The sequence below is a fragment of the Saccharopolyspora sp. genome, from assembly GCF_017434145.1.
Classification (GTDB): domain Bacteria; phylum Actinomycetota; class Actinomycetes; order Mycobacteriales; family Pseudonocardiaceae; genus Saccharopolyspora_C; species Saccharopolyspora_C galaxeae.
Window position 1 is genome coordinate 1 of record NZ_JAFRFW010000951.1, and the last position, 2,874, is coordinate 2,874.

A 2,874-nucleotide genomic window follows, 5' to 3' on the forward strand; every position below is an offset into this window, starting at 1 on the left:
CGGAGCGTCCCGGCGGCGCCAGCTGCTCTCGGCCGCGACGCGGCTGTTCGCCGAACGCGGCTACGACGCGGTGACCACCGAGGAGATCGGCGCGGAAGTCGGCATCTCCGGGCCCAGCGTGTACAACCACTTCGCCAGCAAGCAGGAGCTGCTGGCCGCGGTGATCACTCGCGGCTCGGCGTGGCTGGAGATCGACCTGGGCCGCACCCTGGTGCGCGAACCGGACCCGCAGGAGGCGCTGCGGGCGCTGCTGTGGTCCTACATCACCTTCGCGCTCGATCACGGCGGCTTCATCGAGCTGCTGGTGGGGGAGGTGGGCCACTTGCCCGATCACGAGCGGCACCGCGCCAGGCAGACCCAGCGCGAATACGTCTCGGAATGGGTCTCGTTGCTGCGCGAGATCCGCCCTGAGCTGGACGCGGCCACCGCCCGCGTCCTCGTGCAGGCCACGCTGACGCTGGCCAACGACATGGCGCGCACCGGGACGGTGCGCACTCCGGAGGCGGTCCGGCAGGTCGGGGCCGCCCTGATGCTCACTACCGGAACTTGAGCGCGCTCTGCTAGGGGGCGTTCACTTTTCGCGGGCGCCACCCCTGTTTTCGAGGTCTTTTGGTACTGCTTCGAGGGTATGCCGTACTCACTTGTCGGTTGACTCCGAAGATTCGGCCGCACTAACCTCCCCGATCGGGACCCGCAGGTACCGCGTCGCAGGCAGCGGCGCGACCGCGCACCCGTCAGGGGAGAGGTTCCGCGGCGAATGGCCACGACGGCGCAAGTTGCGCAGGACTTGCCCACGGCGGCAGGGCCTGCCCAGGACGAAGGAATGGCAGGGTCGCATCAGCGATGAGCAGCGCGACGGAACCGGTGGGCGTGCCGCCGGCCGAGGAGCCGGACATCCACACCACCGCCGGCCGGCTGGCGGATCTGTACCGGCGCAACCACGAGGCGGTGCACGCGGGCTCGGAACGCGCCATCGAGCGCCAGCACGCCAAGGGCAAGCTCACCGCCCGTGAGCGCGTCGACCTGCTGCTGGACCCGGGTTCGTTCGTGGAGATCGACGAGCACGCGCGGCACCGCTCGACGAACTTCGGCATGGACGAGAACCGGCCCTACGGCGACGGCGTGGTCACCGGCTACGGCACCGTCGACGGGCGCAAGATCTGCGTTTTCTCGCAGGACTTCACGGTCTTCGGCGGATCGCTCGGCGAGGTCTTCGGCGAGAAGATCGTCAAGGTGATGGACCTGGCGCTCAAGACCGGCTGCCCGCTGGTGGGCATCAACGACTCCGGCGGCGCCCGCATCCAGGAAGGCGTGGCCGCGCTGGGCCTGTACGCGGAGATCTTCAAGCGCAACACGCACGCTTCCGGCGTGGTGCCGCAGATCTCGCTGGTGGTGGGCCCGTGCGCGGGCGGCGCGGTGTACTCCCCGGCGATCACCGACTTCACCGTGATGGTCGACCAGACCTCGCACATGTTCATCACCGGCCCGGACGTGATCAAGACCGTCACCGGTGAGGAGGTCAGCTTCGAGGAGCTGGGCGGGGCGCGCACGCACAACTCGACCTCCGGCAACGCGCACTACCTGGCCTCCGACGAGCAGGACGGCATCGACTACGTCAAGGAACTGCTGTCCTACCTGCCCGCGAACAACCTCGCCGAACCGCCGGTGTTCGACGCCGAGGCGGAGGCCGGTTCGATCGCGGAGGGCGTCACCGAGGCGGACCGGGAACTGGACACGCTCGTCCCGGACTCGCCGAACCAGCCCTACGACGTGCACGAAGTGCTCTCCCGAGTGCTCGACGACGGGGACTTCCTGGAGGTCTCGGCGCTGTTCGCACCGAACATCGTGGTCGGCTTCGGCCGGGTCGAGGGCCGCAGCGTCGGCGTGGTCGCCAACCAGCCGACCCAGCTGGCCGGCACCTTGGACATCGACGCCAGCGAGAAGGCCGCCCGGTTCGTGCGCACCTGCGACGCCTTCAACATCCCGGTCGTGACGTTCGTGGACGTGCCGGGGTTCCTGCCGGGCACCGGGCAGGAGTGGAACGGCATCATCCGGCGCGGCGCGAAACTGCTATACGCCTACGCGGAAGCGACCGTCCCGCTGGTCACCGTGATCATGCGCAAGGCCTACGGCGGCGCCTACGACGTGATGGGCTCCAAGCACCTCGGCGCGGACATCAACGTGGCGTGGCCGACCGCGCAGATCGCGGTGATGGGCGCGCAGGGCGCGGCGAACATCCTCTACCGGCGCCAGCTCGCCGAGGCCGAGGAGAAGGGCGAGGACGTCGAGGCGCTGCGGGCGCAGCTGCAGCAGGAGTACGAGGACACCCTCTGCAACCCCTACGTCGCGGCCGAACGCGGCTACGTCGACTCGGTCATCCCGCCGTCGCACACCCGCGGCCACCTGGCCCGGTCGCTGCGGATGCTGGCCGACAAGCGGGAGTCCCTGCCCGCCAAGAAGCACGGCAACATCCCGCTGTGAGCAACCGACCTCGAGGAGTCCTTTCGGAATGATTTGCGTAGCGGTGCCGGTAGCGGAACCTCAGCGGCTTCCTCGCTGTGGGATCGATTTCTGACGTAGCTCCCTACGCGGCGAAATCGCTGTCCTCGCGAGGAAGCCGCTGAGAACCCGCCGGTGGTCCGGCTGCGTACATGGTCGCCGCTCAGCGGCTACGCCGCTGACAAAACGAAGACCAAAAATCGTACTGAAATGATCCGTAAGGAGCCGCAGCCATGAGCAGCCCAGGGCAGGGCCCGCAGCTCAGCGTCGTGCAGGGCGAGGACGACGGCACCGGTGCGGGCGACCGGCCGGTGTTGCGCGTCCTGCACGGGCATCCGACCGACACCGAACTCGCCGCGTTGACCGCGACGCTGA

General features: G+C 68.9%; 3 protein-coding genes. All 3 read left to right on the plus strand.

Annotation, left to right across the window (positions count from 1 at the left end; translation table 11 throughout):
• The coding region (locus IJH84_RS25600) for a TetR/AcrR family transcriptional regulator (protein ID WP_295149915.1) at window positions 1-550 on the plus strand (550 nt) is incomplete at its 5' end.
• A 293-nt stretch (window positions 551-843) separates the two neighbouring features.
• On the plus strand, window positions 844-2,481 hold the full coding sequence (locus tag IJH84_RS25605) for an acyl-CoA carboxylase subunit beta (protein ID WP_200070713.1): 1,638 nt from the start codon (window positions 844-846) through the stop codon (window positions 2,479-2,481).
• Between the two features lie 251 nt (window positions 2,482-2,732).
• Window positions 2,733-2,874: acyl-CoA carboxylase subunit epsilon (locus tag IJH84_RS29390; protein WP_367269097.1), on the plus strand; the 142-nt coding region annotated here is incomplete at its 3' end.

What these genes read in the sequence shown, in the direction of transcription:
- IJH84_RS25605 (WP_200070713.1), top strand. Translation starts at nt 844, where the DNA reads ATGAGCAGCGCGACGGAACCGGTGGGCGTGCCGCCGGCCGAGGAGCCG.